Source organism: Micromonospora sp. DT41 (assembly GCF_049841715.1).
Classification (GTDB): Bacteria; Actinomycetota; Actinomycetes; order Mycobacteriales; family Micromonosporaceae; genus Micromonospora; species Micromonospora profundi.
The window spans coordinates 371788-394462 of record NZ_JBNCKU010000002.1 but is presented as its reverse complement, the minus strand read 5'-3'; the positions used below and the strand labels follow the sequence as shown (position 1 = coordinate 394462).

The following is a 22675-nucleotide window of genomic DNA, read 5'->3' as shown; positions in this document are numbered from 1 at the left end:
AGGCCAACGACGGGAAGCACCGAGCGGCACGAGCACCTTCCCGTCACACCCGCCTGGGCTCGCCGCGCTCCCCAGCGGCCCTGGCCGGGGCCGCCACACCGGACGGTTGACGTAATCGCCCTGCGGAGATCCCGGATGGTTGATCGTCCGTTCGACCCGGCGTGTCAGGCGTCGTCCGGGTCGGGTTGCTCGGGGTCCCGTAGGGCGCGGCGGCCGTCGGCGTCGAGGTCGGGCGGGGTGAAGCTGTAGTGGCCGTGGACGTTGACGTGCTTGAACCAGTAGGGGTGAAGTCGGGCGACGTCGGCATCGCGCACTTGGTAGCCGTCGGCGCGCAGTGTGGCCAGAATCCGGTCCAGGTAGACGGTGTTCCACAGCGTGATCGCGTTGACGACCAGACCGAGGGCGCCGAGTTGGTCTTCCATTCCGGCGTGGTATGCCTCCCGCAGTTCGCCCTTGCGGCCGTGGAAGACGTGCTTGGCCAGGCCGTGGCGTTCCTCCTGGAGGTTGCGGATCCGCTTGATGTCGCGTCGGTAGCCCTCCCGGTCGGCGTAGGACAGCACGTGCAGTGTCTTGAAGATCCGGCCGAGGTGCGCGAGGGCGTCGCCGAGTTGGGTGGGGTTGCCGCCGTGCTGCAGCATCCGCATCACGTCGGAGGCGCTGATCGCGCCGGAGTGCACCGAGGCGGCGATTCGGCAGATGTCCGGCCAGTGCCGGCGGACCTTCGCCAGGTCGATCTTCCCGCGTGCCGCGGTGTTCAGGGGTCCGTAGTCGGCGCTCGGGTTGACCCGCCACAGTTTCTGGTCGGGTAGTCCGGCGAGCTCCGGGCGGTAGTCCACGCCGAGAAGCTTGAGTAGGCCGAAGACCATGTCGGAATAGGAGCCGGTGTCGGAGACGAACACCTCCGGGCGTGGCCCGCCGTCGCGGCGGTACATCAGGTCCACCGCGTACAGGGAGTCCTTCGGGGTGCCGGACAACACCATGCCCGCGATCCCCACCCCCTGATCGTTGATCATGTTGAGGTAGGTGGCGCCGCGTTTGCGGCCGAAGTACTTCGGGTTCGGCCGGGCGTGGATCGAGCGCACCGGCACCACGAACCGGGTGCCGTCAACGGCGGCGACCAGCCCGCCACCCCACACCTCCGCTGTACCGATCCCGGCCTGCCCGCTGATCAGCACCGCGTTGGCCACGGCGTGGGTGTCGGCGCGCACGTAGTTCTGGTACACGTGGCTGATCCTCGAGCGGGTCAACGCCGGATTACCCGCCGTGATGACCGGCTTCCAACCGACGTTGAGGGCCTGGGCGGTGAGCACCGCCGCGAGGGTGCGGTCCATGCCGGCGTCCAGGCGGGCGCCACCGGAGACGTGGGTGTAGGCGGCGGCGAAACCCGGTTGCCAGCCCATCACCTCCAGCAGCAACTCCCCGATGTCGACCTCCGGGATCATCGCCTCGCACCGCTCCCGCAGCTCGCCCAGGGAGTCCGGTTCGGGTACGGCTTTCACCGCGGCGACGCGCACCCGGCCCTCGCCGTCGACCGTCACGTCCCCGGCCTCGACCCGCCGCGCCATGTGCTTCCACATGCCGTCCAGCTCAGCCGAGTACGCGCTCAGCAAGTCGGCCGGGTCGTCGGGAAGCTGAAGAGAGTCCAGCAGATCCGCCCGCCGGGCCTGCCACGCCGCGCCCGACAGCAGCAGCGCCCTCGGATCGGCCCAGCGTGAGGAGGCGGCGGCGAAGATGTCACGGCGGCGTAGCCGCTGGTGGAACTGGTCGAGCACACAGAACACGTAGGCGACCTTGTCCACCGTCTCCGCCGGCCGGTCCTTGCGCAGCACCAGGTTCCGCCAACCGGGGGTGATCACCTCGATGGCGACCTTCCGGGCGTCCAGACAACCGGCCGGCACCCGCCTGGTCGCGTCGGCGTCGAGCAGGTCCGGCAGGCTGGTCAGCGCGTACAGCACGGGCGCGGCGTCCGTGGTGGCCCCGAACTCGATGGTGGTGGTCAGCAGCCGAATGAACCGCCGGACCAGGGGATAGCGGGTCAACAACGCCGTCCGCCACTCACCATCCGGATCGACCCCCGGCGGCACCACCTGGTGCACCCGCTCGACCGCGCCGCGCAACTCCGCCCGAGAGGCCACGTCCTCGATCGCGTCCCACAACCGCGCGACCGTCAGGTCCTCGCTCCAATCCTCGGACGCCAGCAGCACCGCCACCGCCGCCGCCAGCTTGGAGGCGTCACGGGCCACCCGCGGGTACCGCTTGGCCTTGTCGGCGTTGGACTGACGCTCGGCACGCGCCAGCAACTCGCTCGTCATGATCACATCGAAGAGCTCCAGGGCGTCATCGGTGGCCTTGGCCTCCAGGTACACCACCGTCGACAACAACGTCGCCAGCCGCTTCGGATACGGACTCGTCCGGCGCAGGTCCGTGGCGTTCGCCGACATGCCCCGACGGGCCAGGTCGACCACCCGCCGCCGCGGCACCACACCCAGGTCCACCTGCCCAAGGCCGAGATCCGCGACTTCAGCGACCCGGCTCAACGCGCCCGCCATCGCCTTGCCGGTGCGGTCGACCGGACCCTGACGCAGCCTCTCCAGCGGCGATACCCGCCGCCCCGGCGGCACCTCGACCAAGTCCAGCAGCAGACCGGCCTGCCAAGCGGTCACCATCGCCGCCAGCGTCGTCCACAACCGCACGTGCGACAAGCGGACCACCCGGGCCACCAGCCGCTCCAACTCCCGCACCGCAGGCAGCAGCACCTGACGGGCCAGCAACCACGCCAGCACCCCCTGAAAGATCACCTTCGGGCCCGCACCCGTCGTCCACGCCCGATGATCAATCCAAGCAGTCAAGTCCTCGCGGACGTCGGCGAACTCCCGCCACCCGTCGGCAACGATGATCTCCCGACGGTGCTCCCACTTCGTGTTCGCCCGCTCTACGTACGTCTTCACACACGAGGCGTCCGCGATTCCCAACTGGCTAGCCAGCACGTCCACCACCACCGACGGCAAATCGATCGGGTCATCCAGGAACGTGCCCAGATACCGCACCGTCGTCAACTGCAGCGCGAACCCCAACCGGTTGCCGTCGCCCCGACGCTTGGCCAGCAACACACGGTCAGCGTCATCAAGGAAGAAGAACCGCTCCAAGTCCTCCACCGGCGGCGGCCCGTCGAAACACCCGTACGTCGCGACCTGCCGCGCCGACAGAAACGACCTCTCGTCCCCGTCCCCGACCTGCTGCTCGTCCACCTCAGACACGAACGATCAAACTACGCGACATCCGCGAAGCCGAATACCCATCGGCTGGCCATGACCTCAGCCCAGACGCTTAACGCCAGTTCCCGCAAGATCGTTAGTCACGGGCCTAACCGCCGAGCCCTTCCTTGGTCTCCAGGAACGGCCCGTCGGTCGGGGTGGCCCGGCCGGCCGGATCGCCGTGCAGGGTCGTCGCCGTTCCGCCCGGCTCCAGCTGGTGGCTGCTCAGCACCGCCGAGCCGGCTGCCGCGACAAAAGCCGCGTGGCCGTCATCCAGACTCAGGATCTCCTCGGCAGTCATGGTGGCCCACTCCTGCTCATTGCCGTAGATGAGAAGCATGTACTTGGCCATGTGTCAGGTCCGTTGGTCTCGGGGCCCGGTCGGCCCGTGCACTGATACGACGAACGAGCTCCCCGCTCATCGACACCCTGAAGCACAGTAATGGCGAGCACACGGTCGGTGGCAGGCACATCCGTACGGCTTCGGGCTGGTGGTGACCGGGTCCAGCAACCTCGGGGCAACGCAGTACAGCTGCAACCTGCGCGGAAGTCGCCGACGGCACCGCCGTGGAACTACCGAACAGGCGGCCCGTGCTGGCCTTACCCGGGCACGCCTCCCGGCTAAGGTGACACCATGCTCAGCGGAGTCAACGGTCTGTCGCGACACTTCACCGAGGACACTCTGCGCCAATACCTGCTGCAGCGTTCGGTCCGACAGGACGACGGCTGCCTGATCATCAATGGCTACGGCACCCAGCGTGGTGTCTACCAAAAGGTCGCGGGCCGAGCCTGGGCGCACATCGCGGCCTACGCCGCCTTCGTCGGCGGCTACGACCCGGCCCTGGACGTCGACCACCTCTGCGATGTGAAGGACTGCATCGAGCCCACTCACCTGCGGCAGATCAGTCATGCCGACAACTGCCGTGCGCGCACACAGGCGCCCACCTGCCGCAACGGGCACGCCCGCGAAATCGACGAGTCGACCGGGCGATACCGGCGGACTTGCCGCGCCTGCAACCGGGACAACCAGCGCCGCTGGCGGGAGCGCCAGGCCGCGGAGGTGGCCGAGGCCCGCGCGGCGTACGCCCGCACCTAGGCAATGTGCAAAACGCCATCAACCGTCAGTGACTGTACGGGCGGTGGCGACGTCCTGCCTGAGCAATATTGGTGATGGCCGGCCCCGCTCTGTGGCCGACCATCACCCAGCCCGACTACGTGCCGGCACTCAGAAGCCTCCGGCTGCTCGCCGTCGGCGGAGGGCTATTCGGTGGGCGCTCGGGGCGCTGGGAGCCCGTGTTGTTGGCGCCTCTAGTGGTTGATCGACTCGGGTTCCTTGTAATCGGGGTGTCCGGCTGGGGTGGATGCCGCGGTTTCAAGGAGCCCGAGTCGATCATCGCCTGCGCGCGTCGGTCGGTCGGCGCAGTTCGCAGTTGACCTGTGGCACCACGCCTAGGAGCTGGGTGGGAGGAGTGGGGTCGCTTGCCCAGGCTCATCGACGGATCCACACCATCCTGATTCCTTACGCACATTAACTGTCATTATGATGCTTCGACGTTTTGCCCAGTTATGCCGGAGTTAATTAATGGATTACTGTTACCGACAATCTAGTAATGAGCCGATGACTGTTCCAGAGAGCGATCGCGCAAGGCTGGCAGGCGATGGCCGGGGCAAGCCTCAGCGAGATGGCCATTGGCTGACTGGCGGCAGTGTCCAGGCTCGGCGCCGGCGGGCTGCTACCGCTTCGCGCTGTCGCTGGTGAGGGAGTCCGCCGACGTACGCCCTTCGACGGCGGCCTGCGTGAAGGTGACCCGTCGGTGGACAAGCACCGCAACCGCCATGACGATCGCCGCCGAAACCGCCACGATGATCGCGGCTGTGGCCAGGGTCGTCCCGTCAGCGTTCGGCCCGCCGCCGTAGAAGCTGACGGCGAATTCCTCGGCAAGCGGATGCAGCCACAGCATGCCGATCGGACAGAGCAGCACCAGCAGCGCCCAGGCACCACGAAGGTCGTTGCGCGCCGCAAGCCGTACACCCACGAGCAACGTCACAAACAGAAGTGCCATCCCGGCGCCGGGCAGAACCTGCCCGGCGGGCCAGCCGTAGTACACGGGAAGCACGTCGCCACCGTTGCGGGCAACGGTCGCCGCTACGGGCAGAGCCGCGGCGGCGCCGGTGACGGGCAGCAGCCGTATCCACGAGGGCGGCCGGCCGGGAACGCCGAGCGCCACGAATCCGAGGCAGACCTGGGCGAGGAGCACGAACAGCGGAGGCCGGGGCCGGTCGACGACGGCGGCAAGCGGTACGACGGCGACGGTGAGAACAAGGGCGAGAACGATCGCCAGGCGGGTCCACCGGCCGGGTGCCACCACGTACACCACCGCGGCGAGCAGCCAGGCCGCCCACGCGCCGAGACCGAGCGAGACGGACATGCCGTGCTGCTCGAAGCCGAACCACGCCGTCGTCCACGGATTGACCTCCAGCATGGCCCAACCACCGGCGAGAGCCGTGGCGGTCACCAACGCCAGCGTCGCGGCCAGCCACACGCCGGGGCCGATTCCAGTGGCGCCGACCGCACGTAGGCGCTGCTGTAGTCCGCCACCGGCCACGTCGGCGACGTCGGCTACCGAAGGCCACCGCCGGTCCGGTGGGCACAGTGCGAGGTACGTGTCCGCGATCTCGGTGCCGCGCGTATCGCGGTAGCCGGCCGGATAGAAGATCCGGATCAGTCGCAGATAGCGGCGTTCCAGGTCGCTCATGCGATCCCTCCGCTGAGTCGGGGCGTACCTCGACGGGTACGTGCGTTCAACCGCGCGGTTGCCGCCTCGACGTTGCGGCGCATCCGCTCGGTCTCGCTGGCGAGCAGGTCACCGCCCTGCTCAGTGAGCCGGTAGTAGCGCCGCAGCCGGCTGTCCACCACTTCCTCCCGCTCCACGGTGACCAGCCCCGCGTCGAGCAGTCGGTCGAGGGCGCCGTAGAGCGTGCCGGCGCGCAGCGACACGCGGCCGTCGGAAAGCTGGGCCACCTCGGTGATCAGCGCGTAGCCGTGCAGCGGCTGCGCGGCCAACGCCGTGAGGATCAGGAACGTGGGTTCGCGTACCGGTGTCTCCACGCCCTCAATGTATCGGCTGCGAAGGTATAACAGCAGACCTCCCAACGCTCGCCTGGGATTCCTGGGCCCTGGGGTCGGCGACGTGCCGAGGTCACCTCGGCGCGCCGGACGGCAGCAGCACGCCACCCTGCTCGAAGATCGACGTGTGACGACGACTTCGGTTACGCGCCAGACGGCCGACTCGCCCGCACTGCACTACTACGTGGTGCACGACGGTGCTGGCGTGCCGGAAGGGCTGTTGGTGGAGGAGTTCCTGCTCGCGGCGGACTACTCCACCGTCGGCTTGGTGAGCGGTGGCTGGAGCCGACCGGAGGGCCGCTGGTACGAAGCATCGGCCACCAGCTGGCGCATACGCGTTGACGCCGTGCTGCGCAAGCGGGTGACGCCGGTCGGCCGCCCTGCGGCGGCTGCCCTCTATCAGAACCTGTGTGGCGCGGACCTGCCGGACGAGGACGCTGTGCGGGCATTCTTCGGTGCTTCTCCCGCTCAGCCGCCGCCATCTTCCTTGCGGCTGAGCGATTCCGGGCCCCGGCCAGGGTTCCGCGAGACGCGCGTCTACCGAATCCTGTTCACCGACGAGCTGAGCGCGGACGGCCTCGCGGCACTCAGCGAAGCGTGGCAGATGCCGATCACCGGAGACCCGGCGGATCCCGAGGTGCGCGTCTTGGGCGAGGTGCGCCGTCAGGTCTCCGGCGACGCCTTTCGGTGGGAGCTACGCCGGGTCGCTGCGGGTGCCGCCTACGGACTGGACGTGGCCTGCGATCTTCTCGGGGAGCGCGATGAAGCGGTCGGTGTACTGCTGCGCGGCCTGACAACGCAGATGCGCCAGCAGGGGATGATCCCTGTCACCGTCGACCGGTTCCGTTGAGGCCGGCGTCGGTGGCCGTACGCAGCAGCGACCGCTCGGATTCCAGAAAGACGGCGCAACTGCGGCCTGCTTGACGGGCCGGTGTTGGTTCTCCGGAGGCCACGCGGTGTGGCTCTCCGGAGAACCTCTCGGGACCTGGGGTCAGGCCGTCCGCTCGGCGGGGCCGCCGTCGACTGCCTCGGTGGCGGTCTCCTCGCCCGCAGGCTTCTCGGCGGGAGTCTCCTCGCCCGTGGGCTTCTCAGCGTCGCCGGCGGGAGATGACTCGTCCTCGCCGGCGGTGTCGCCAGGCTCTTCCGCGCTGGCGGTGTCGGTCGTTTCTTCCCCGCCTGCGGTGTCGGCAGGCTCGGCGGCGGCCGGCGTGGCATCCTCAGCCGGGGTGGCGGGCTGCTCGGCGGCAGCGGTCCCGGCCTCCGCCGGCGCGGCACCGAGGGATTCCGCGCTGACCGGGGCGGTGACCTCCACAGCGGACGCGGCCGGCTCGTCCTCCTCGCCGTCTTCGTCCGCCGACTCCTCCGCGCCTTCGTCCTCCGACTCTTCCGCGTCCTCGTCTTCGTCCTCTGAGGCGTTGGCGGAAGCCGGCCGCGGGCTGGGCCAGGTGAACTCGATTTCGACGGAGAGCTCGCCGTCCTCGTCCTCGATCTCGAACTCACACTCGACCTCGTCGGGGACCCGCACGGTGCCTGCGGCGCCGAAGAAGATCCGCCCATCGGATTCCAGTTGACTGGCGAGTTGGCGAAGCCAGGCGGCCAGATCGTCGCGCGACACGTTGCGGGAGTCCTCGAAAATCTCCATGCGATCATGCTCCCACCCGCCATCAACCCCGCTGCGGGCCGCCTGCCGCCCATCCCGTCAGCACCCGCCGACAGCAACGGCCGGGGGCGCCCGTCCAGCACCCGCTCCGCACGTCGTTATGCCGCAGGTGCATGACGCGTAGGCTTCGAAAACTGCTTCCCGACCTCGACCTCTGGCTGGTCCGGTACTTCACTGTCGTCGCCGAGCACCTGAACTTCGCCCGCGCCACCGAGGAACTCCGGGTGGCCCAACCCTCGTTGAGTCGCCAGATCCAGCGGCTGGAGAACACCTTCGGCGTACTCCTGCTGGAGCGCACCAGCCAGGGCAGCCGGCTCACCGCCGCCGGCGCCGCGTTCCTCCCTCAGGCGCCTGGTTGCGCTCGGCGGCGGGGAGCGCGCGGAAGTCGGTGATCAGGCGACCGGCGAGTGGGTTGTTGACCGTGGAGCCTGGTGTCTTCCGCACCGACTTCCTCGACGCCAGTTCGCTGTCGACAGCCGCACAGCGCATCGGTGCCTACGACGGCACCCCAGCCCACGCGACCCTGGAGTGGAGCGACACCGCCAACCACACCCAGCTCGGGGACCCCGTCAAGGGCGCGGCCCTGATCTACGAGGTCACCGGTGGGGACAAGCTTCCCGGCCATCTGGCCCTGGGCCGTGGCGCGATCGAACGCCAACTGGTCAAGATCGGCAGCATTCAGGACGACCTCGCGGCCTGGCGGGACAAGGTCCGCAGCCACCGCCTGCGACGACGCCGCCTGACCCCCAGACCTGGGAAGACGGGCAGGTGGCGCGCGGAGCCCGTAGCCGGGCGGGCCAAACGGCCCGCCCGGCTGGGTTCTCGCTAGTCCCCCGCCAGCACGGTGAAGGTGAACCCGGCGCTGGTGGACCGGTGCAGCGCAACGTCGCACTTGACCCTGCGCCGTACGTCGTTCCTGCTGAGGCCGAGCCCCTGGGCGATGAGCCGTTCCGGGCGTACCGGCACGGGATCTTCGAAGGCGACCGCTACCCGGATCGGCCACGCTTCGTCGGACACTGCGGACGGGACGTCCAGACGCCAGGCGCCCGTCCAGTCCAGGGTGAAGTGGCAGCGCCGGGCGAGCAACGGATCCAGCAACCGGGACGCCACCAGGTCTGCGTCATTGACGCGGTATCCCTCGAGTTCGTCCGGATCGAAGGAGCTGACCGGCGTTCGCTCGTGCACTGTGAGTTTGCTGGTGCGATCGCAGGTCACACAGCGGACCAGCAGCCACACGTCCAGCAGTTTGCCGTTGGCGTTGACGCGGAATCTGCCCTGGCCGGTGGTGGCCGACTCTGATCGGCAGTCCACGCAGCGCAACGACAGCAGGGGCAACCTGGTCCGACGAACGACCCAGGGCAGCACGATATGCGGTGGTGAAGACATGACTCTCCAGACCTGACAAAGAGGCCGGTCACAGGCGGCCTCGAACGCTGGATGGCCGGGCGCACAGGGGCAGCCCGGAAGAGCCGACGGCACGGTCGGCTACCGGTGAGCGTGAAAGTGTCAGGTCTACAGAGCGGGCGGGGTCACGCGATATGTCCTCACTGGTGGGTTGGCGGCAACCTATGCGAGGGCGAGGGGCAAGCTCAAACGGTTTTCGGATTCCCCGACCGAACTCCGGAGCTCGCGCCGATCCTCTGAGCGCGCGTTGACCCTCGACCCGGTCGAGGGCTCAGCATCGGCGGTATGGACGACAACGACCAGCCGACGCCCGATCCCGTCATGGCGCGCATCATCGAAGCGGTGCAGCTCGGCCAATCCGGTACGCCGACGCAGGCCCGCCACCTGCTCACCGAGCTGTGGGACGAGATCGGCCCGACCGGCGACGCCCTGCACCGCTGCACCCTCGCCCACTACCTCGCCGACCTTCAGGACACTGCCGAGACCGAGCTGGTGTGGGACGAACGCGCGCTGGCCGCAGCCGCCGACCTCACCGACGAGCGTGCCCGGCGACACGACGACGACCTGCGGGTACGGGGGTTCCTGCCCTCGCTGCACCTGAACCTCGCCGACGTACACCGGCGGCTGGGTCACGTCGGGCCGGCCGGCGAGCATCTGGCCACTGCCCGTCAGCTCGTCGACGCCCTGCCCGACGACGCCTACGGCGAGATGATCCGCGCCGGGATCCGTGGTGTCGCCGTAGCGCTGGAGGCGGGTTCGACGCGACGCCTCGGCACTGTGCCGTCGGCCGGCTGACGATTCCGGTTGCGTCGTCGTGGTGCCGCTGCGAGGGTCGATTCATGCCAGCGGTTACCGGTGCCGACCTGCTCCGGGCGGCCGACGAGATGACAGGGGTGCTGCACCCGCAGCGGGAGGGCGACTGGTCGGTGCCGGCCGGCACGCTGACATGGAGCTGCTGGACCACCGCCGCGCACGTCGCGCATGACCTGCTCGCGTACGCCGGGCAGGTCACCGGCCTTCCACAGGACGGCTACCTCCCGTACGACCTGCGGGTCTCCCCCACCGCGAGCCCGGCGGAGGTGCTCGTCGTGGTGCGGGCCTGCGCCGGGCTGCTCGCCGCCGCGGTCGACGCCGCCGGGCCGGACGTGCGGGCCTGGCATTTCGGGCCATGCGACCCGGCCGGCTTCGCCGCGATGGGCGTGGCGGAAACCCTGCTGCACACGTACGACATCACCGCTGGGCTGGGCGTGCCATGGCTGCCCCCGCACGGGCTGAGCGCGTTGGTGCTGCGGCGGCTCTTCCCGGACGCGCCGGACGGCGACGCACCGGACGTGCTGCTGTGGATGACCGGACGCGGCGAGCTGCCGGGACGGCAACGGCGCACCTCCTGGATTTGGCGGGCAGCCGTCGACTGACTCAGGGAGCGGTCAGCGTGTGCCGGTGACCGTGGGCGTTGCTATGTCATTTCGCCGGCGTCCGTGACCATGCGGACGAGGGTGTCGACGAGTTCGTCGGCGGTGGTGTGCCACGTGCCTGTGTCGAGGTGGCCGCTGATCTCCATTCCCGCGATGCCGTGGGCGCTGGTCAGCAGCAGGGCACCGTAGCGCCGCGCGTTCCGCTTTCCCACGAGGTCGGTGACGATGTCCAGGAACTCGCCCTGAAAGCGTTCGGCCGCGCGTTCGGCCACGGCCGGGTCGCCTTCCGGCCCGCATAGCTGACGCCGGAGGCGATCCATCCCGTCACCGAGTTGCCCAGGAAGGTTTGCGCGCCGCCTGAACAACACCTGGTACAGGTGCGGCTGCTCCCGGCCGACGTCGATGAGGGTGCGGAGAGCGCCGCGCAGCTTCTCGGAGGCTGACAAGGCCGGGTCGGTCCGCAGGGCGTGCACCTGGTCGCCCATCCGTTCCCAGCTTTCGGCCGCGACGGAGGTCAGCAGGCTGTCCTTGCCCGTGAAATGCCGGTACGGCGCTCCCCGGGTCACGCCTGCCCGGGCGCCCACCTCGCGCAAGGTGACCGCTTCGGGGCCGCCGAGGTCGAGGAGTTCGGCGGCTGCGTCGAGCAGAGCGCGACGGGTGGCGGCGGCGGACTCCGCACGGGTGGTCATGACGCCATCATAATGTTGACAGCGTCATCTGAAGCGGTACGGTAGCTCAGATGACAACGTCATCTGAGTATCGCAAGTTGATCGTCGTAACCGGAGCCTCCACGGGCGTGGGCGCGTCAGCCGCCCGCGAACTGGCTCGCCTGGGATTTCACGTCCTGGCCGGCGTACGACGCGACCGTGACGCTGACGCCATCCAATCGACAGGCATCGAGCCGATCATCCTCGACATCACCAAGTCCGAGCACGTGGAGGCACTCGCCGCGCGGGTGGCCGATGACCCCCGCGCACTGCACGCGCTCGTCAACAACGCCGGCGTCCAGGTGAACGCCCCAGTCGAAGTCCTGCCGATGGCGGAGTGGCGGCGGGCGTTCGACGTCAACCTGTTCGGCCACATCGCTGTCACTCAAGCGCTCCTACCCGCGCTGCTACGCAGCAAGGGCCGCGTCATCAACATCAGCTCGGTGGGCGGCAAGTTCGCCATGGCCACATACGGCGCGTACGCCGGCGCCAAGTTCGCCCTGGAGGCGGTCAGCGACTCGCTCCGCCGGGAGGTCGCTTCTCTTGGCGTACAGGTGGTGGTGGTCGAGCCCGGCGGCGTCCGCACGGAGATGGCTGCCCGCGGGGTCGAGACGGCCAACCACCTGGCTGCCCAAATGACGCCGGAGCAGGACGAGCGCTACGGCAGCCTCGTCCAGGCGAACAACAAGTTGATGACCTCGGGCACTGCTTCAGGGCTGACCGCCGACGCCGCCGCCCGGGTCATCGCGAAGGCTGTGACGGCGCGTAGACCGCGCACCCGCTACACCGCCGGCCGGGACGCCGCGCTGATCATGCGCCTGGGCCCGATGCTCTCCGACCGCATGCTCGACCGCGTCCTCGCCGCCAACCTGCGCCGCCACTACCCGAAGGAGACCGCGGGCCGATGAGGACTCCGCGAGCCGCTCCGTCGCCTGCGGTGCGGCCTCCGGTGAGGCGATGGCGGGCGGCGGTGGTTGACCGCTAGCCGGCGGTCAGCGAGTGCCGGTGACCGTCGAGTGGAAACGGTGGCCGGGCCGGCAGCACCTCCTGGAAGATGTAACCGCTCTTCTGCGCCACGCGGCAGGACGCCACGTTGTCCACCTGGTGCATGAGGTCGAGGCGGGTCAGGCCGGGAGACCGGTCGAACGCCCACCCGCTCAGCGCGACGACCGCCCGCGGGGCTATTCCGCGACCACGGGCCCAGACCGCTGTCCAGTACCCCACCTCGGCCGTCGGGCCGTCGGGCGTGGCGTTCTTGAGCACCACGTTCGCCACCAGCCGTGGGCCGTCCGGGTCGTCCTGGAGGACGGCGAAGCTGTACCGGCTGCCGTCGTCCCAGTCCCGTCGCACCCGGTCCAGCCACTGCCGCGCCTCGGCGGCGTTGGTCACGGGCAGGCGGGTCCACCGCCGCAACACCGGATCCCGGTACGCGTCAACGAGGGCGTCCAGGTCGTCGGCGCACCAGGGTCGCAGAGCGAGGTCTCGCGCCGGGGAGACGGCTGGCGCCCGCAGCTCGATCAGCATCCGCACAGTCTGCCGCCGCGAGTCCTGATCGGGATGCCCCCACCCGTCGCGGGTCAGCCCCGGCGGCGCCAGCGCAGCCACCAGCTGCGGCGCGGCGACGCGACGGCGGTCACCGGCTCGACGGCCGGCGTGGTGATCTCGGGCCGGGTGCGCTCGGCGCGCCAGCGGTGCACCACAGCGTCGGCGCTCACCGGCCGCACCACCACCCGGGGGCCTTCGGGGTTGCGTAGCCAGGCCACGATCTGCGCGTTGAGCTGCCCCACGAAATCCCGTACCGACTGCTCGGTAGGCAGGTCACGGACCTCGTCGGGCACCTGCTCGATGCGGCGGCGCAGTTGCAGCGGGGTGGGCAGGAGCAGGTCGCTGGGCAGCGCCTCACGCTCCAGGAAGCTCTTGATCCACCACAACTCGTCGTACGGCGCGCCTTTGCCGGGGATCGGCTTGCCCATGCCGGGCAGGTCGTCGAACTCGCCGCGTTGCACGGCTCCCCGGATCTGCGCCTCCACGGCCGCGTCCCACGCCTCGGTCACCTTGCGGCACCTCCCCCGGTCACCGTAACGCGCCGCGTCCGCCCGCCGACACGCCTCGCAACAGGTCAGCGCGGCCGGGCCGTCGACCATTCCCGCCGTACGCCCACCAGGTGGTTTCTGCCCCCGTGGCCGGTTCAACACGGCAGGCCACCACCGGTCAGGTGGCTCTGGGCCACCGACGCCGGCCGCGTCTACGGTCGGTGCGGAGTGGATCAGCGAACGGGGGGACGGTCATGGTGAGCTCGGGTGCGGTGCTGGGCATCGCGTTGGTGGGGTTGGGGTTGGTGCTCACGCCCGGCCCGAACATGGTCTACCTGATCTCCCGGTCGGTGGCGCAGGGCCGCCGGGCCGGGATGGTTTCCCTGCTCGGGGTGGCCGCCGGGTTCGGTGTCTACCTGGCCACCGCGGTCGCCGGCCTGGCCGCCGTGTTCGTCCTGGTGCCGACGCTGTACGCGGTGGTGAAGCTCGCCGGGGCCGGCTACCTGCTCTGGCTGGCCTGGCGGACCATCCGCCCTGGCGGGCGGTCGCCGTTCACGCCCGCGCCACTGCCGCCGGACCGGCCGCGCCGGCTGTTCACCATGGGCCTGGTCACCAACCTGCTCAACCCGAAGATCGCCATCCTGTACGTGTCGCTGCTGCCGCAGTTCGTCGACCCGGCGCGCGGGCATGTGGCGGCGCAGAGCCTGCTGCTCGGGCTCACCCAGATCGTGGTGGCGCTAAGCGTCAACGCGCTGATCGTGCTCACTGCCGGTTCGCTCGCCGGGTTCTTCGCCCGCCGTCCGGTGTGGCTGCGGGTGCAGCGCTGGGTGACCGGGACGGCGCTGGCGGCGCTCGCTGTGCGGATCGCCACCGACCGCTCCCGCGCGGCCGTCGCCGCCGGCTGACGCCTGGCGGGCTGCCCCGAGGTCGGGCTGGTCAGCGGCGGACGGCTCCTGGCGGCGGTTGCCGGTGCGTCGGAGTTGGAGGACCACCACGGAGGACAGCACCACCGCGCCGCCGACGAGCTGCATCGGAGTCAGGGACTCGCCGAGGACGAGCGCTGCCAGGGCGGCGGTGACGACGGGCTCGAAGGTGGACAGGATGGCGGCGGTCGACGGGCCGGTGCGCTTGAGCCCGGCGAAGAAGCTCAGCATCGCCGCAACTGTGGAGACCACGGCGATGCAGGCCAGCCAGAACCATCCCGCCACCTCGAAGCCGAGGTCGACGCCACCGGTGACCAGGGCGCGGACGCCGAGAGTGCCTGCCGCGCCGGTCATCACCAGGGCAGACAGCACCACGGGCGCCAGCCGTCGTACGACGGTGTCGGCGACGAGGATGTAGACGGTGTAGGTGATCGCGGAGGCGAAGGCCAGCAGCGCCCCGAGCAGGTGGAAGCTCACGGCGCCGGCCCCGAGCAGGACCAGCAGTGTTCCACCGGAGGCAGCCGCCAGCGCGGCGCCACGCGCTGGTGTGAGCCGGTCCCGGCCGAGCGCCACCGCCACCACGGTGACCATGACCGGGTAGGTGTAGAGGATCAGTGCCAGCAGCGAGGCGTCCATCAGTTGCAACGCGGAGAAGAACAGGCTCGCCTGCGTGGCGTACCCGATGGCGCCCAGACCGACGGCGATGGCCAGCATGCGGGAGCGCGTCATCGTCGGCTGACCGGCCGCCGCGCCGCCGGGAGGGCCGGACGTGGCGCGGCGCAGTTCCGGTCGTGCCAGCAGGGCGATTCCGAGCAGGACGGCGGCCAGGGTGAAGCGGACCAGCAGCAGCGACCCGGGTGGCACGCCCGCGTCGTAGGCGAGCTTGCCGAAGATCGCCATCGCGCCGAAACAGGCTGCGGACACAAGACACATCGCGGCACCCATGCGGCCAAGGATCTCGGACGTGACCGATCAGGTCTAGCGATGATTTCCGGAGGTGAATCGTTAGGATTACCGCATGATCGAGTTGGGTCTCCGGCGGTTGCGCTTCCTGCGGGAGTTCGAGGAGCGAGGCACCCTGGCGGCGGTCGCCGCGGCCCTGGGCTACAGCCCGTCCACCGTCTCGCAGCAACTGGCCCTGCTGGAGAAGGAGGTCGGCGCCCGCCTGTTCGACAAGGCCGGACGGGGCGTACGGCTCACCGACGCCGGGCACCTTCTCGCCCAGCACGCGCGGGTGCTGCTGTCGGCGGCCGAGGCGGCAGAAGCCGACCTTGCCGCCCTCAGCGGGGAGATCCGGGGCACCGTGCGGGCCGGCGGCCTCCAGTCGGCGGCACGCCGTCTCCTCGTCCCGGCGGTGGCCCGCATCAGGGCCGAGCACCCGCAGGTCCGCGTGGAGGTCTTCGAGCTGGAGTTGGAACAGTCCCTGCCAGGGCTACGCCTGGGCGCTGTCGATCTCGTCGTCGGCGACGAGTACGACAGTCATCCCCGCCCCCGCCCGGCCGGACTCCGCTTCACCCTCCTGCTCGAAGAGCGCCTGAAACTCGTGCTGCCCGCGACGCATCCCCTCGCCCAGTCCGGCGGACCCGTCGCGGTGGCCGACCTGCGATCGGACATCTGGGCCGCCTCCGCCGAGGGCACCGGTCACCATGCCATGGTCGTGGGCACCTGCCGCGGGCTCGGCGGTTACGAGCCCGACCTGCGGCACCGTTGCAGCGACGCGGACGTTCAACTCGAACTCGTCCGTGTGGCTGCCGCCGTTGCCCTGATGCCTGCCTTGACAGTGCCCGACAACGACCCCGCGCTCGCGGTCCGGGACGTCGCCGAGGCCACCCTCAAACGACGGCTGTTCGCCGCCACCCGGGACACCCCGCCGGCTCCCGCACTCACTGCCCTCCTGGCAGCCGTGACGGACCAGGCACACAGGATCGGGGCTCAGCCCGCGCAGACCGCTGCGGGAAGCGCCGCGCGCTGAGCGCGTCAGCTGTCGGGCTCGCGGTGGCGACGGAGCATCCCGGCGGCCAGCGGCGCGGCGTCCAGGTCACCGGCGGCGAGCCGGGCCGCGAGGGTACGCCGTACCAGCCGGTCGGCCAGCGCGGGCGCGTGCCGGCCGACGGCCATCTCGAGTCGGCCGCGTCTCGTGGTCGCCACATCCCGAGGTGCCCGTCGGGCGGTGGCGGTACGCAGGATCGCCGCGACGACGCCCTCGACGGGCTCCGGTCGGGACACCCCTTGCAGGGACAGGCCGGCCTTGGCGGTGCTGTCGTGGATCGGTGAGGCCACCATGCTCGGGTAGACCACGCTCACGCCGACGTGGCTGCCGACCTCGTGGCGCAGCGCGTCGGCGTACGCGACGAGTGCCCGTTTGCTGACCCCGTACGCGGCGGCCAGTGGCAACGGCAGCACCGCCATCCGGCTGGCCACGAAGATCACCCGCCCACGGGCGGCGATCAGTGGGGGCAGTGCCGCGGCGGTGGTCCGCCAGGCGGCGAGCAGGTTGACCTCCAGTTGCTGGCGGACCACCTCGTCGGGCGGCAGCTCGGCAGGGGCGGGACCACCGATCCCCGCGTTGTTGATCAGCAGGTCGAGGCCGCCGAGCCGGTCGACAGCGGTGGCCACCGCGGCGGGTACGGCGTCCGGGTCGGTCAGGTCGCAGCCGAGCACCGGCACGTCGTCGTCGGGGCGCGGGCGCAGGTCGAGCCCGACGACCCGTGCGCCGGAGGCGCTCAGCGCGACTCCCAGGTGCCGGCCGAAGGTCCCGTTCGCCCCGGTGACGAGCACCCGCCGGCCGGCCAGCGAGCGGCCCGTCACCGCCCCGCTCCCGAGGCGGCCCGGCGGGCGCCGGAGGTCAGCTCACGTGTCAGCTCGGCCAGGTACGCGTCGAAGTCGACACGCATGGCCGGGCGACGCTGACCCCAACGGGCGGTCGCGGCGCGCAATTCGGCCCGGCAGGCGGCGCGCTGCCGCTGCGGATCGGGCAGCGCGTACCGGCCGGCCAGGTGCGCGGCGATCAGCTTGGCCTGAGCCTCGACGAGGGGGAACGCAGAGCCGGTGGACTGCATCAGCCCGACGAACGTCAGGCCGGGAGCGTCGGGGTGGAACACGTGCCGGTACAGCGCCAAGGTGTCGGCGCCGCCGCCGAGCAGCGCTGGGTCGAGGAACGGGATCTGCACCCGGTAGCCGGTGCACCAGATGACCAGGTCGACGTGGTCGCTGCGGCCGTCGGTGAACTCGACCCGCTCGCCGTGCAGGGCGGCGACGCCGGGGCGGGCCTCGACGTCGCCGTGGGTCAGCCGGGACAGCAGCCCGTCGGAGAGCGTCGGATGGTCCTGGAGGAAGCCGTGGGTGGGTGCGGGCAGCCCGTAGCGGGAGGGGCTGCCGACGGTGGCGGTGAGCAGGGTCTGACTGATGCGTTGACGCAGTCGCCACGGCAGCCGGCGGGCCAGCGCTCCGTTGAGGGTGTCCGAGGGGCGGCCCAGCAGGTATTTGGGCACCACCCAGACTCCCCGGCGCAGCGACAGCAGAGTGCGCTGCGCGGCGTACGAGGCGTCGACGGCGATGTCCATGGCCGAGTTGCCGCCGCCGACGACGAGGACCCGCTTTCCCGCCAGCTGCTCCGGACCCCGGTAGTCGTGGCTGTGCATCTGCTCGGCGGTGCACTCGCCGGGGTACGGCGGGTCGGGCAGTCGCGGCACCCGGTTGTGGCCGTTGGCGACGACCACCGCCTCGACGGTGATCTCGACCGGCCCGTCCGGTCCGCTCGCGGTCACCGTCCACGTGCCGGCGGGGTCGCGGGTGACCTGCTCGACGGTGTGCCGCAGGCGGATGCTGTCACGCAGCCCGAAACGGTCGGCGTAGTCGGCCAGGTAGGCGGCGATCCGGCGGTGGTCGGGGTAGTCGGGCCAGTCGGCGGGCATCGGGTGGTCGGCGAACTCGGTGCGGCCACGGCTGGTGTTCAGGTGCAGCGTCCGGTACGCGGGTGAGTCGGGCGCCCCGTACACCCAGAGGCCGCCGACCTGGTCGGTGGCCTCGAAACACACGGTGGGCACGGCCGCGTCGCGCAGTGCTTTGACGGCGGCGAGGCCGGCCGCGCCGGCGCCGATCACCGCGACAGTGGGTGGTGCCTGCATCGCTGCCCCCATGTAATCCAACGTCCGATGGATAATCGTCGGGTGGGGGCGGCCCGTCAAGGGGGCGGTGGCCCGTACAGGCCGTCCAGGAGACGGTGCACGAACGTCCGGAACTCGCGCCGCTCCCGGGCACCGGGGGCGCCTGCGGCCAGCGCCACGACGTGCCCGTGGGTGGCCCACACCAGGCTGCGTACGGTGACGTGCGGGGTCGGTTCGGTCAGCGCGCCGGCCTCCGCCGCGGCGGTCAGCAGCTCCGCCACCAACCGGTACAGCGGCTCGGCGTAGCGCTGGTCCAGTTCGGCGTGCCGCTGCGGTTCCAGCCAGCGGCGCAGCCACAGCGCTGTGGTCTCCGGGTGGTCCTCCAGGAAGTCGACGAACACGTCGACCAGATCGTGCAGCGCCCGCCGTGCCGCGTCGGGCCCCGCGTCGAGCGCCGCGCGCGCCCGCTGCGCGGCCCCGGTGAGCACGTCCCGCTCGGCGCTGAACACCCGGGCGAAGCAGGCGTCGTACAGCGCGGCCTTCGTACCCGTGTGGTGCGCGACAGTGGCGACGTCCACGCCGGCGGCCGCGGCGACGTCCCGCAGCCCGACGGCGTCGAAGCCGCGCTCGGCGAACAGCGCGGTGGCGGCGGTGAGCACCACCTCGCGGGTCGGTCGGGTCTCCTCGCGTCGGGGCCTACCCGGACGGCGTCGGGGCATGGTCATGGCCGCCATTCTGCCCCTAGAATCCAGCAACCGTTGGATTGCGGAGAGGAAACGGCCATGACCGGGCTCGACCGGCGGCCCGCGGCCGCCACCGACGCGACGCTGCCCCGCGGCCCCCTGACGGGCTTCGCGGTCGGGTCGCTCGGCATGGGTGTCTGGGTGACAGTGCCCGGCCTGCTGCTGCTCTACTTCCTCACCGACGTGCTGGCCGTCGCACCCTGGCTCGCCGGCCTGGCGCTGCTGCTGCCGAAGATCGCCGACGTGCTGCTGCACCCGTGGATCGGTCACCGCGCCGATGTCGAGCAGACCCGCCGGGGCGACCGGCGTCGACTCCTGCTGGTCGGCTGCGCCCTGCCTGTCGCGTTCGCCGCGCTCTTCGCGGTGCCCGGAGGCCTGACCGGCGTGTCGGCCGCCGCCTGGGTGGCGGTGCTCTTCGTCGCCGGCAACCTGCTGTTCGCCGCCTACCAGGTCCCCTACCTGGCCACACCGGCCGACCTGCGGATCGGCTACGACGAACGCACCCGGCTGATGGCGTTCCGGATGGTCGTGCTGACCCTGGGCATCCTGGTCTCCGGCCTGCTGGCCCCGCTGCTCACCGGCGGCGACGCCGCGACCCGCGCCGGCTACCAGCGGATGGGTGTGATCCTCGCGGTCGGGATGCTGATCGCCATGCTTGTCGGCGTCGCCGGCGTCGCCCGCCTGCGCGGCTCCGCGGCGACCCCCACCCCGGCGGGGCACGGCGGCTGGCGGGCGTTGCGCACGGCGCTGCGCGACAGGCAGTTCCGCTGGCTGGTCGCCGCCTACCTGGCCATGTCCACCACCACCCACCTGGTGCTGGCCGGGGTGCCCTACTACGCCGAGTACGAGCTGCGCGCCCCCGGCCTGACCACGGTGCTGGTGGCCGCGTTCGTCGCGCCGGCGCTACTGGTCACGCCGGCCTGGCTGGTCCTGGCCCGCCGGGTCGGCAAGCAGCGGGCTCTGCTGGGCGCGCAGGGCGCGTTCGCGGTCGGCTCGCTGGTGCTGGCGGTGGGCCGCCCGGCCGGCCTGCCACTGCTCATCGGTGCCGTGGCGGTGCTCGGCGTGGCGTTCGCCGGCATGCAGTTGCTGCCGTTCTCGATGCTGCCCGACGTGATCCGCGCCGCCACCACAAACACCACCGGCGCCGGCACCTACACGGGGGTGTGGACGGCCACCGAGGCCACCGGCGCGGCACTGGGCCCGTACGCGTACGCGCTGTGCCTGGCCGTTGGCGGTTTCGTGGCCTCCACGGCCGGTGAGTCGCCGGTGCAGCCGGACACGGCGCTCGCGGCGGTCCGCTACGGCTTCGGCCTGCTGCCGGCGGTGGCGATGCTCGCCGCGTTGCTGCTGCAACGCCGCTACACCCTGGACTCGGCGGCCCGGGCCGCGACCTGACCCCGTCGGCGGCCGGCACTAGACTGCCACCTCGATGGACGCCGAGCCCACCCCCACCGACACCCGCCCGTGCGCCCACTGTGGACAGCCGGTGCCGCAGCGCGTCGGCGCGGGTCGCCCCTTCCGCTACTGCCGGGACAACGACGGGGCGTGCCAGCGCGCCTCCCGCAACAGCCGGATGCGGCACCGCAACGCCCCCGGCCTGCCCGGGCAGGTGGCCCGCACGTGGGAGGCGGTGGACCGGCTCGACCAGATCGTCGAGACGCTGACCGAGGCCCTGCACGCCGAGCTGTCCCCGCTGGGTGTGCAACGGCAACTCGCCCAGGCGCACGCCGAGGCCGCCACCGAGATCGCCGCCGCCCAGACCGAACGCGACGAGGCCCGCGACGACGCCGAGAACGCCGCGGCCGACGCCGCACGCGCCCGGGAGCAGGCCCGCGTCGCCATCGCCGAGGCCGACGACGCCCGGCAGCGCGCCGAGCAGGCAACGCGGCAGGCCACCGCGGCCGACGAGCGCGCGCAGCACGCCGAGGCCGCCCGCGACGCGGCACGACACGACGCCAGCGCCGCCGAGGCGCTGCGTGTCCAGGCCGAACACGACAGGGACCAGGCCCGCGCCGAGGTGCGGGACCTGCGGGCGCACCGCGACGCCGAGCGGCAGCGCGTAGCCGACCTGACCGTCGAGCGCGACGGGTTGCGCGCCGATATCGAGCGGGCCACCCGGGCCGCCGCCGACGCGACCGAGCGGGCCGGCCGGTGGCAGAGCGAGGTGCAGGACGTCCGCCGCCAAATCGACCAGGCCCGCGCCGACGCCGCCCGGACCCGCACCGAGGCCGCCGACGCGGCCCGCGCCCGCGAGCAGGCCGACCGGGCCCGCGACCGCGCCCAGGTCGCCGCCCGCGCGGCCGACGACGCCCGGCAGGAGGCCGCGGAGCTCGCCGCCCAGCTCCGCGCGGAGCTTGCCGCCACGGTCGCGCACCGCGACTCCCTCGCCGTCGAGCTGACCGCCGCCCGGCAGGCCGCCGCCACCGCCGAGGGCCGGCTCACCGCCCTGTCGGTACGCCTCGACGCCGCCGAGTCCGACCGTGACCTGGCACAGCGGCGGGTGGCGCAGCTCGGTGACCAGGTCAGCGACCTGGCCGTGGCGCTGGCCCGCCTCGGCGCCGCCGCCCCCGACGAGGCCACCCGCTGACGCTGGGCACGGCGGTGGCCCGGCGCAACCTTCGCCGTGCCTGGGCGGTTAACATCCCCGGTGGCAGCCATCACCGCCGCCGCCGGAACACGGCCGGGCAGGTGTCCGGCCAGTCCGGCTACCCTTGGTTCCGGCCCACCTGTGGACGCATGGTGTCCTCGGGCGGGAATGGGGCGACGGGAACCCACCGTTACACCCGGAAGACCAGCACCACGAACGAGGGGAAGTCGATCATGGGCGAGCGTATGCTGCGCGGAAGCCGGCTAGGCGCGGTCAGCTACGAATCCGACCGCAACACGGAGCTCGCGCCGCGTCAGACCCGCGAGTACCTGTGTGCCAAGGGCCACCAGTTCGAGGTGCCGTTCGCCGTCGACGCCGAGGTCCCGACGACCTGGGAGTGCAAGTTCGACGGCAGCGTCGCCCGACTCGTCGACGGCAACGAGCCGGAGCAGAAGAAGGCCAAGCCGCCGCGTACCCACTGGGACATGCTGCTGGAGCGGCGCTCGATCGCCGAGCTCGAGGACATCCTCGCCGAACGGCTCCAGGAAGTTCGCACCCGCCGCGGCCGCGCCTGAGCAAGCCGCACCACACGCGTCGGCGCCCCCCGGGAAATCCCCCGGGGCGCCGCCGGATCAGTGGCACCCTTAAGCCGGCCCGGCGCGACCCACACACCCACCAAGGGCCGCCCCCCGGCCCCCCCCACCCGCGGCGCCACC

The 22675-nt window shown here is 71.4% G+C and carries 24 protein-coding genes and 1 pseudogene; 12 read left to right on the top strand and 13 right to left on the bottom strand.

Going from position 1 to position 22675, the window contains the following annotated elements:
* Positions 1-164: 164 nt before the first annotated feature.
* Positions 165-3257, bottom strand: a complete 3093-nt coding sequence (locus ACLQ23_RS05810; RefSeq protein WP_425736061.1) for a Tn3 family transposase — start codon at positions 3255-3257, stop codon at positions 165-167.
* 106 nt (positions 3258-3363) lie between these two features.
* The gene (locus ACLQ23_RS05805; protein ID WP_425880416.1) at positions 3364-3606 is read right to left on the bottom strand and encodes a YciI family protein; all 243 of its coding nucleotides are present in this window, start codon (positions 3604-3606) and stop codon (positions 3364-3366) included.
* Positions 3607-3888: 282 nt separating this feature from the next.
* Between ACLQ23_RS05805 and ACLQ23_RS05800 the strand changes: the two genes are divergently transcribed.
* Positions 3889-4350 carry an HNH endonuclease gene (locus tag ACLQ23_RS05800; RefSeq protein ID WP_355596609.1) on the top strand — a complete coding sequence of 154 codons (462 nt, stop codon included), beginning with the start codon at positions 3889-3891 and terminating at the stop codon, positions 4348-4350.
* A gap of 637 nt (positions 4351-4987) precedes the next feature.
* Here ACLQ23_RS05800 and ACLQ23_RS05795 read toward each other — a convergent pair.
* Both ACLQ23_RS05795 and ACLQ23_RS05790 read right to left on the bottom strand, forming a co-directional pair.
* Positions 4988-6010 (bottom strand): hypothetical protein, encoded by a 1023-nt coding sequence (locus ACLQ23_RS05795; RefSeq protein ID WP_425880415.1) that lies wholly within the window; start codon positions 6008-6010, stop codon positions 4988-4990.
* Entirely contained in the window at positions 6007-6363 is a 357-nt protein-coding gene (locus ACLQ23_RS05790; protein WP_334549823.1) for a PadR family transcriptional regulator, read from the bottom strand. Before ACLQ23_RS05790 ends, ACLQ23_RS05795 begins: the two co-directional genes overlap by 4 nt.
* 145 nt (positions 6364-6508) lie before the next feature.
* On the opposite strand from ACLQ23_RS05790, the gene ACLQ23_RS05785 reads away from it, so the two are divergent.
* The gene (locus ACLQ23_RS05785; RefSeq protein WP_425880414.1) at positions 6509-7231 is read left to right on the top strand and encodes a hypothetical protein; all 723 of its coding nucleotides are present in this window, start codon (positions 6509-6511) and stop codon (positions 7229-7231) included.
* Positions 7232-7372: 141 nt separating this feature from the next.
* On the opposite strand, the gene ACLQ23_RS05780 is transcribed toward ACLQ23_RS05785, so the two are convergent.
* Positions 7373-8023: an amphi-Trp domain-containing protein gene (locus ACLQ23_RS05780; protein ID WP_355628382.1), complete on the bottom strand. Its 651-nt coding sequence runs from the start codon at positions 8021-8023 to the stop codon at positions 7373-7375.
* Between the two features lie 131 nt (positions 8024-8154).
* Between ACLQ23_RS05780 and ACLQ23_RS05775 the strand changes: the two genes are divergently transcribed.
* Positions 8155-8433: a LysR family transcriptional regulator gene (locus ACLQ23_RS05775; protein WP_355628385.1), complete on the top strand. Its 279-nt coding sequence runs from the start codon at positions 8155-8157 to the stop codon at positions 8431-8433.
* Positions 8434-8462: 29 nt separating this feature from the next.
* Positions 8463-8870 (top strand): hypothetical protein, encoded by a 408-nt coding sequence (locus tag ACLQ23_RS05770; RefSeq protein WP_355628388.1) that lies wholly within the window; start codon positions 8463-8465, stop codon positions 8868-8870.
* Here ACLQ23_RS05770 and ACLQ23_RS05765 read toward each other — a convergent pair.
* The gene (locus tag ACLQ23_RS05765) at positions 8867-9352 is read right to left on the bottom strand and encodes a DUF1062 domain-containing protein (protein ID WP_425880413.1); all 486 of its coding nucleotides are present in this window, start codon (positions 9350-9352) and stop codon (positions 8867-8869) included. The genes ACLQ23_RS05770 and ACLQ23_RS05765 overlap by 4 nt on opposite strands.
* 378 nt (positions 9353-9730) lie before the next feature.
* Between ACLQ23_RS05765 and ACLQ23_RS05760 the strand changes: the two genes are divergently transcribed.
* On the top strand, positions 9731-10240 hold the full coding sequence (locus ACLQ23_RS05760; protein ID WP_425880412.1) for a hypothetical protein: 510 nt from the start codon (positions 9731-9733) through the stop codon (positions 10238-10240).
* 44 nt (positions 10241-10284) lie between these two features.
* Complete coding sequence (locus ACLQ23_RS05755; protein WP_425880411.1) at positions 10285-10860, top strand: maleylpyruvate isomerase N-terminal domain-containing protein; 576 nt, start codon at positions 10285-10287, stop codon at positions 10858-10860.
* A 41-nt stretch (positions 10861-10901) separates the two neighbouring features.
* On the opposite strand, the gene ACLQ23_RS05750 is transcribed toward ACLQ23_RS05755, so the two are convergent.
* Positions 10902-11549 (bottom strand): TetR/AcrR family transcriptional regulator, encoded by a 648-nt coding sequence (locus tag ACLQ23_RS05750; RefSeq protein ID WP_425880410.1) that lies wholly within the window; start codon positions 11547-11549, stop codon positions 10902-10904.
* Between the two features lie 50 nt (positions 11550-11599).
* On the opposite strand from ACLQ23_RS05750, the gene ACLQ23_RS05745 reads away from it, so the two are divergent.
* Positions 11600-12475, top strand: coding sequence for an SDR family oxidoreductase (locus tag ACLQ23_RS05745; RefSeq protein WP_425880409.1), 876 nt, complete (start codon positions 11600-11602; stop codon positions 12473-12475).
* 73 nt (positions 12476-12548) lie between these two features.
* On the opposite strand, the gene ACLQ23_RS05740 is transcribed toward ACLQ23_RS05745, so the two are convergent.
* Positions 12549-13091: a GNAT family N-acetyltransferase gene (locus ACLQ23_RS05740; protein ID WP_053661427.1), complete on the bottom strand. Its 543-nt coding sequence runs from the start codon at positions 13089-13091 to the stop codon at positions 12549-12551.
* Between the two features lie 53 nt (positions 13092-13144).
* On the bottom strand, positions 13145-13621 hold the full coding sequence (locus ACLQ23_RS05735) for a DUF1992 domain-containing protein (protein WP_387157304.1): 477 nt from the start codon (positions 13619-13621) through the stop codon (positions 13145-13147).
* Between the two features lie 233 nt (positions 13622-13854).
* Here ACLQ23_RS05735 and ACLQ23_RS05730 point away from each other — a divergent pair, with 233 nt between their 5' ends.
* Complete coding sequence (locus tag ACLQ23_RS05730; protein ID WP_355628397.1) at positions 13855-14505, top strand: LysE family translocator; 651 nt, start codon at positions 13855-13857, stop codon at positions 14503-14505.
* A 90-nt stretch (positions 14506-14595) separates the two neighbouring features.
* Here the strand turns inward: ACLQ23_RS05730 and ACLQ23_RS05725 are convergent.
* Positions 14596-15456: pseudogene (locus ACLQ23_RS05725) on the bottom strand (DMT family transporter); the annotation flags it as partial.
* Positions 15457-15541: 85 nt separating this feature from the next.
* Here ACLQ23_RS05725 and ACLQ23_RS05720 point away from each other — a divergent pair.
* Positions 15542-16495: a LysR family transcriptional regulator gene (locus ACLQ23_RS05720; protein ID WP_053661215.1), complete on the top strand. Its 954-nt coding sequence runs from the start codon at positions 15542-15544 to the stop codon at positions 16493-16495.
* Positions 16496-16500: 5 nt separating this feature from the next.
* Here the strand turns inward: ACLQ23_RS05720 and ACLQ23_RS05715 are convergent, their stop codons facing one another.
* From ACLQ23_RS05715 to ACLQ23_RS05705, 3 genes are read right to left on the bottom strand one after another with little or no spacing between them, the layout of a single operon-like run.
* Positions 16501-17331, bottom strand: a complete 831-nt coding sequence (locus ACLQ23_RS05715) for an SDR family NAD(P)-dependent oxidoreductase (RefSeq protein ID WP_425880408.1) — start codon at positions 17329-17331, stop codon at positions 16501-16503.
* Positions 17328-18650, bottom strand: coding sequence for a flavin-containing monooxygenase (locus ACLQ23_RS05710; RefSeq protein ID WP_425880407.1), 1323 nt, complete (start codon positions 18648-18650; stop codon positions 17328-17330). Before ACLQ23_RS05710 ends, ACLQ23_RS05715 begins: the two co-directional genes overlap by 4 nt.
* Before the next feature lie 56 nt (positions 18651-18706).
* Entirely contained in the window at positions 18707-19354 is a 648-nt protein-coding gene (locus tag ACLQ23_RS05705) for a TetR/AcrR family transcriptional regulator (protein WP_425880406.1), read from the bottom strand.
* A gap of 57 nt (positions 19355-19411) precedes the next feature.
* Here ACLQ23_RS05705 and ACLQ23_RS05700 point away from each other — a divergent pair, with 57 nt between their 5' ends.
* The 3 genes from ACLQ23_RS05700 (at position 19412) to ACLQ23_RS05690 (ending at position 22534) form a co-directional block, all read left to right on the top strand.
* Entirely contained in the window at positions 19412-20767 is a 1356-nt protein-coding gene (locus ACLQ23_RS05700) for an MFS transporter (protein ID WP_425880405.1), read from the top strand.
* 34 nt (positions 20768-20801) lie between these two features.
* Positions 20802-21959 (top strand): hypothetical protein, encoded by a 1158-nt coding sequence (locus ACLQ23_RS05695; protein WP_425880404.1) that lies wholly within the window; start codon positions 20802-20804, stop codon positions 21957-21959.
* A gap of 233 nt (positions 21960-22192) precedes the next feature.
* Entirely contained in the window at positions 22193-22534 is a 342-nt protein-coding gene (locus tag ACLQ23_RS05690; protein ID WP_007460094.1) for an RNA polymerase-binding protein RbpA, read from the top strand.
* Positions 22535-22675 lie beyond the last annotated feature (141 nt).

Coding starts and splice junctions, on each gene's coding strand:
- ACLQ23_RS05705 (WP_425880406.1), bottom strand. CDS start 19,354: ATGACCATGCCCCGACGCCGTCCGGGTAGGCCCCGACGCGAGGAGACC.
- ACLQ23_RS05800 (WP_355596609.1), top strand. CDS start 3,889: ATGCTCAGCGGAGTCAACGGTCTGTCGCGACACTTCACCGAGGACACT.
- ACLQ23_RS05755 (WP_425880411.1), top strand. CDS start 10,285: ATGCCAGCGGTTACCGGTGCCGACCTGCTCCGGGCGGCCGACGAGATG.
- ACLQ23_RS05740 (WP_053661427.1), bottom strand. CDS start 13,091: ATGCTGATCGAGCTGCGGGCGCCAGCCGTCTCCCCGGCGCGAGACCTC.
- ACLQ23_RS05700 (WP_425880405.1), top strand. CDS start 19,412: ATGACCGGGCTCGACCGGCGGCCCGCGGCCGCCACCGACGCGACGCTG.
- ACLQ23_RS05720 (WP_053661215.1), top strand. CDS start 15,542: ATGATCGAGTTGGGTCTCCGGCGGTTGCGCTTCCTGCGGGAGTTCGAG.
- ACLQ23_RS05775 (WP_355628385.1), top strand. CDS start 8,155: ATGACGCGTAGGCTTCGAAAACTGCTTCCCGACCTCGACCTCTGGCTG.
- ACLQ23_RS05805 (WP_425880416.1), bottom strand. CDS start 3,606: ATGGCCAAGTACATGCTTCTCATCTACGGCAATGAGCAGGAGTGGGCC.
- ACLQ23_RS05750 (WP_425880410.1), bottom strand. CDS start 11,549: ATGACCACCCGTGCGGAGTCCGCCGCCGCCACCCGTCGCGCTCTGCTC.
- ACLQ23_RS05745 (WP_425880409.1), top strand. CDS start 11,600: ATGACAACGTCATCTGAGTATCGCAAGTTGATCGTCGTAACCGGAGCC.
- ACLQ23_RS05710 (WP_425880407.1), bottom strand. CDS start 18,650: ATGCAGGCACCACCCACTGTCGCGGTGATCGGCGCCGGCGCGGCCGGC.
- ACLQ23_RS05730 (WP_355628397.1), top strand. CDS start 13,855: ATGGTGAGCTCGGGTGCGGTGCTGGGCATCGCGTTGGTGGGGTTGGGG.
- ACLQ23_RS05795 (WP_425880415.1), bottom strand. CDS start 6,010: ATGAGCGACCTGGAACGCCGCTATCTGCGACTGATCCGGATCTTCTAT.
- ACLQ23_RS05690 (WP_007460094.1), top strand. CDS start 22,193: ATGGGCGAGCGTATGCTGCGCGGAAGCCGGCTAGGCGCGGTCAGCTAC.
- ACLQ23_RS05695 (WP_425880404.1), top strand. CDS start 20,802: ATGGACGCCGAGCCCACCCCCACCGACACCCGCCCGTGCGCCCACTGT.
- ACLQ23_RS05760 (WP_425880412.1), top strand. CDS start 9,731: ATGGACGACAACGACCAGCCGACGCCCGATCCCGTCATGGCGCGCATC.
- ACLQ23_RS05780 (WP_355628382.1), bottom strand. CDS start 8,023: ATGGAGATTTTCGAGGACTCCCGCAACGTGTCGCGCGACGATCTGGCC.